This is a genomic window from Paenibacillus sp. R-74696, from assembly GCF_055814915.1.
Map to the genome: position 1 here is coordinate 1 of NZ_JBPULM010000012.1, position 5,209 is coordinate 5,209.

6 protein-coding genes are annotated in these 5,209 nt (G+C 52.9%); all 6 read right to left on the reverse strand.

Annotated elements, in window-relative coordinates; genetic code table 11:
- Window positions 1–43 precede the first annotated feature (43 nt).
- The 6 genes from ACSR9A_RS02145 to ACSR9A_RS02170 all read right to left on the reverse strand — a co-directional run bounded on the left by ACSR9A_RS02145 (window position 44) and on the right by ACSR9A_RS02170 (window position 5,185).
- On the reverse strand, window positions 44–202 hold the full coding sequence (locus ACSR9A_RS02145) for a hypothetical protein (protein ID WP_473755384.1): 159 nt from the start codon (window positions 200–202) through the stop codon (window positions 44–46).
- 70 nt (window positions 203–272) lie between these two features.
- Window positions 273–998, reverse strand: a complete 726-nt coding sequence (locus ACSR9A_RS02150; protein ID WP_473755386.1) for a nucleoside phosphorylase — start codon at window positions 996–998, stop codon at window positions 273–275.
- A 1-nt stretch (window position 999) separates the two neighbouring features.
- The gene (locus tag ACSR9A_RS02155; RefSeq protein WP_473755385.1) at window positions 1,000–1,671 is read right to left on the reverse strand and encodes a sulfite oxidase-like oxidoreductase; all 672 of its coding nucleotides are present in this window, start codon (window positions 1,669–1,671) and stop codon (window positions 1,000–1,002) included.
- Between the two features lie 44 nt (window positions 1,672–1,715).
- Window positions 1,716–2,639, reverse strand: coding sequence for an ABC transporter permease (locus ACSR9A_RS02160; protein ID WP_056040066.1), 924 nt, complete (start codon window positions 2,637–2,639; stop codon window positions 1,716–1,718).
- Window position 2,640: 1 nt separating this feature from the next.
- Window positions 2,641–3,693, reverse strand: a complete 1,053-nt coding sequence (locus ACSR9A_RS02165; RefSeq protein ID WP_341281833.1) for an ABC transporter permease — start codon at window positions 3,691–3,693, stop codon at window positions 2,641–2,643.
- Window positions 3,694–3,697: 4 nt separating this feature from the next.
- Window positions 3,698–5,185, reverse strand: coding sequence for an ABC transporter ATP-binding protein (locus ACSR9A_RS02170; RefSeq protein ID WP_473755387.1), 1,488 nt, complete (start codon window positions 5,183–5,185; stop codon window positions 3,698–3,700).
- Between the last annotated feature and the right edge of the window lie 24 nt (window positions 5,186–5,209).

Here is a 5,209-nt window from a genome sequence, read left to right on the forward strand (position 1 = left end):
ATAAGGGAGCGCGGTCTTTCGTATGAAAGCCTACTATAAACGCTTATGAACGGACAGGCAAGTTCAACTGCCACGATACGCCATATTTATCCTCCAGCTTCGTGAAACCCCCGTTGATTTCCGCCTCGCTGTCACAATTTACGAATAATGAAAGTGCGGGAGTAAAGGCATGGGGATGCGAATCGCTGAGCTGGTTGTCCATGCACATCACCTGCTGAAAACATCAAAAAGGCAAATACGTTCTGTTCCACTTGACCTTCACTCCCTTTGCTTTATGCGCTTGCCAGTTTCAAGGCCGCGTTCAAAGCAGCAGCAATTTCCCGTTCGATAGCTTCCGCCACAACATTCGTATGCGGATCATATTCTTGCGCCAAATCTGCATCTGCATAGCCGTCCAAAGCTAGAATCGCTCCAGCGCGTGCGCCGCGCAGCGTTGCAATGATGTAAAGTGCAGCGATTTCCATCTCAACCGCAAGCGCACCAGCCTGCTTGTACTGCTTATGCGGAATGTCCACGACGCCTGTAAAGAAAGCATCAAGCGTCACGGTAATACCCTTTTTCACAATGCCGCCTTCCGCAACAGCCGCCTCATAAAGGGCGCTGCTTACTTCATGATCGGCAACCGCTGGAAAACCTTCTGGCACCAGCTGGCGCGTCAAGCCGTCTGCGCGAACCGCAGCCGTGCTGACAACGAGGCTGCCGGCAGGATATTCGGCCGAATAAGAGCCCGCCGTCCCAACGCGAATCAGCGTCGTAACGCCGCCCTTGATCAGCTCCTCAAAGCATACGGCCGCACCCGGCGAGCCTACGCCATGGCTGACTATCGCTAGGCGCACTCCCTTATAGGCTCCAACAAAGCTGCGGTATTCACGGCTGAATGCCAGCTCGCGCTTTTCCTCCAAATGTCCTGCAATCGTCTCGGCGCGTTTCGGATCGCCGCAAACGATAGCAATAGCGGGCAAATCCTCTGTATTCACTTGTAAAATCGGCAACAGCAAGTTAATCCCACTCCTTTTTATGCCATTCATCTTCCGGCAGCCCCAAATCTTCTCCCGAGAAGCGCTGCTCCTCAAACGGATCCGCGTAATTGTGAAAGCCATTGCGCTCCCAGAAGCCCGGGCGGTCCTCTGTCATAAATTCAAAGCCGCGAATCCATTTCGCGCTTTTCCAGAAATACAAATGCGGCACCACGAGGCGCAGCGGCCAGCCATGCTTTGGCGTCAGCTGCTCGCCATCATAGCTATGAGCAAGCAATACATCCTCCCGCAATAAATCTTCAAGCGGCAGGTTCGTTTCATAATCCTGATCAGCATAAATCATCACATATTTGGCTTCCGGCTTAACGCCAAGCAGCGGCAGCAAATCCTTGAATTTGACGCCTTCCCACTTCGTATCCAGCTTCGACCAGCGGGTTACACAATGAATATCGCTTACCTGCGTCGTCTGCGGCATCGCCATCAGCTGCTCATAGGAAAAAATGCTTTCCTTCTCGACAGCACCGCTGATTGTCAGCGTCCATTCCGCCATATTATATTCGGGCACTTCATTCTCATGCAAAATCGGAAAACGATCCGTCAGCGCTTGTCCAGGCGGAACCCGGTGGGCGATTTCGGCAGCCACTTCAATATGCCGAACCGGCGCTTTTTTCAAACGTTCAGCTTTACTAAGCATACTCAATTAAACCTCCTTCAATTATGCGGCTTGAAGCAGCGCTCCTAACGCGAGCTTTCGTTCGCCTTGCGCGCCTCCGCCAAATAGCTTTTATCCTTGAAGAAAAACATCGCAATGATCGTCACTACATAAGGCAGCATCATTGTAAAATGGACCGGCAGCGCATAGCCCTGCAGCCGGGTGCTCAGCGCATCCATAAACCCGAACAGCAAGCTCGCACCAGCAACGCCAAGCGGATTAGACTGTCCAAGCATCGTGGCAACTAGCGCGATAAAACCTCGTCCTGCCGTCATGCCTTCGGTAAACATAGTCACTTGACCGAGCGACAGCTGTGCACCAGCTAGTCCGCACAGGACGCCGCACATCAGTACAGCTCCATACTGAATATGCGTCACTTTGATGCCGAGGCTTCTCGCAGCAACCGGATTTTGGCCAGCAGCGAGCAAGCGGAAGCCCGAAACGGTTTTAAATAAATAATACTGCAAACAAGCGACGAGCACGATTGATAAATAGACGAGCGGCGAATGGCCGGAAACGACATCTCCTACCCAAGGAATGTCCTTAATCAGCGGAATATCCCATTTTGGCAGGCCTACCATGCTTTTATCGTAATAAGCGCCTTTGACATCAAAGATCGCCCGCAAGGAAAACGTCGTCAGCCCAAGCGCAAGAAAGTTAAGCGAAATCCCGACGACGATGACATTCGCCTTCAAATGAATGGCCATATAAGCAAGCAATAAGGAGAACACGAGCACACAGACGATAGCAAACAGCACAGCGAGCCATACATTGCCCGTCAAATGGTTGCCGACAATCGCCGAGAAGGCGCCAATGAGAATGAGCCCTTCCAAGCCGACGTTAAACAGGCCAACCCGCGCGCATAACGCACCGCCGAGCGCTGCAAGCAAAATCGGCGTAATCATGCGGAGTGTCGAAGCGAACAGGGAAACATCAAACAGCTGATCCACCTTAAGCCCCCGCCTTCTTCTTTTTCTTAAAGAACGAATAAGTAAACTTTGCGGAAATAAATAAAATAAGTACGGCCTGAATAATGCTTGATACTTCCAGCGGCACATCGGTATTGCGCTCGACGCCCATTCCTCCGGTTTGCAGCGCAGCCAGCAATATAGCAGCGAGCGCAGTGCCTAACGGATTCGATCCAGCCAGCAGCGTCGCCATAATGCCTGACCAAGCGTACCCAGGTGAGGTAAGCGCGCCATCCAAATAGCGGTATTGGGTGCCCAGCACCTCACCGGCTCCGGCGAGACCGGCAAACCCACCGCTGGCGAACATGCTGTACAGCATCAGCCTTCCGCGATTAACACCGCCGTAGCTCGCGAACAGCGGATTGCCGCCCATCATCCGGATCTCATAGCCTTTAACCATATAACGCATAAACCAGGCAAGCGCTATAGCCCCAAGCAGTGCGAACAGAAACCCTGCATGCAGGCTCATCCCTTGAAACAGCTTGGGCAGCCACACGCTCTTATCCACCATGACCGTCTGCGCCATAGCCGCCGAGCCGGATCTGTCCATCAAGGGGTAGGAAACAACATAACCGGCAAATAAGGATGCTATATAATTAAGCAATAAGGTCGTAATCAATAAGTTCATGCGAAACCGGGCATCCAGCCATCCGGCAAAAGCGGACCATAGTCCGCCAGCAATTACGCCGGCAAGCAGCGCTGCAACAAGCTTAAACCAAGCTGGACCCGGCAAATAAATGGCGGTCACTGCGGCGCTTAGCGCGCCAAGCACCATTTGTCCTTCGGAGCCCATATTGAAAAAGCCTGCGCGGAAGGCAAGCGCCACCCCAAGCCCAATCAGCATAATAGGTGTAGCGCGGCTTAATGTATTCGTGAAAAAATAAAAACTGCCGAAGGCGCCCTTCCACATCTCGGCATAGGTCTCAGTGACAGATCCGCCAACAATCGCGATGGCGATAGCGCCCGCTCCGAGACCGACAACGATGGCGAGAAGCGGCTGCAATAACGCCCTCAGTATTCCTTTAAGCTTGTCCACCCGTTTATCCTCCCGCCATTAACAGACTAATTTCTTCTTCCGTAGCCGTTAAGCCCGGCAGCTCGCCAACGATCCGGCCATCATTCATAACGAGCACGCGGTCGGACAGCTTTAGTATTTCCGTCAGCTCCGAGGACACGAGCAAAATCGCTCCGCCATCAGCCCGCCGCTTCAGCAGCTCGCCATGAATAATTTCCATTGCGCCGATATCGACGCCACGGGTGGGCTCAGCTGCAATTAGGAAAGGTGTTTCCTGAGCAAGCTCGCGCGCCACAATCAGCTTCTGCAAATTGCCCCCCGATAAATATTGCGCCTTCGTATGAATCGAGCCTGTCTTAATGCCAAAACGCTCAACCCAGCCGCTTACGAGCTGGCGGATAGCAGCCCCGCGCAGCACGCCTCCGCGCTGATAGCGCCGGGCATGGCCCATTAGACCATTTTCCAGCACCGTAGCGTCCTTGGCCACGCCCCATTGATAGCGGTCCTCCGGTATATGGGCTAGCCCTTGCTCACGAATGCTGCGCACAGACTCGCCTGTAACCTCTTTGCCTCGCAGCTCGATTTTTCCAGAATCGACAGGGACAAGTCCCGAAATCGCCTGCAGCAGCTCCGATTGCCCATTGCCGGAAATACCGGCGATGCCGACAATTTCTCCAGCGTGAACGGTAAGGCTGACTTGATCAAGCTTCGGCTTGCCATGCTCGCCTTTTATCGTAAGCTGCAGCGCTTCAAGCACCTTCTCGCCGCTCGCTGGAGCCTCTTTCTGCAATTCCAGCAGCTCGCGGCCAACCATCATCCGCGACAGCTCTTCAATACTCGTATCCGCCGCATTAACCGTACCGCTAAGCTTACCGTCGCGCAGCACCGTAATGCGATCAGCTACATCCATAATTTCCTGAAGCTTATGGCTGATTAGAATGAAGCTTTTGCCTTGTGCGGCCAGCCGCTTGATCGCAATAAGCAGCTCCTTGACCTCAAGAGGTGTTAATACCGCTGTCGGCTCGTCCAAAATAATGATTTCTGCTCCCTGATGCAGCACCTTCAATATTTCTACGCGCTGCTGCAAGCCTAGCGAGCAATCCTCTACCTTTTTCCACGGATCAACGGGCATGCCATAAGAAGCGCCCAATTGCTCTGTTATAAGTGCCGCTTGCTTGCGATCGAAGCTTACTGCCTTGGCGGGCTCCCGGCCGATGACGATGTTTTCAGAAATGGTGAACGTTGGGAACAGCATAAAATGCTGATGCACCATCCCGATTTTACTGTTAATGGCATCCGATGGGCTATGAAACGCCACCTGCTTGCCGTTTACAACGATGCTGCCAGAAGTCGGCGTCTCCATGCCGTACAAAATGCGCATCAATGTCGTTTTTCCAGCGCCATTTTCTCCGACCAGCGCATGAATTTCTCCTTTACGCAGCGAAAAATCCACTTCGCTATTGGCCTTTAGCGCTCCGTAGGATTTTGTAATCTTATTCATTTGCAGCAGCATGCGGGCAGCTCTCCTCTCACAATA

Coding starts and splice junctions, on each gene's coding strand:
- ACSR9A_RS02145 (WP_473755384.1), bottom strand. CDS start 202: ATGGACAACCAGCTCAGCGATTCGCATCCCCATGCCTTTACTCCCGCA.
- ACSR9A_RS02155 (WP_473755385.1), bottom strand. CDS start 1,671: ATGCTTAGTAAAGCTGAACGTTTGAAAAAAGCGCCGGTTCGGCATATT.
- ACSR9A_RS02170 (WP_473755387.1), bottom strand. CDS start 5,185: ATGCTGCTGCAAATGAATAAGATTACAAAATCCTACGGAGCGCTAAAG.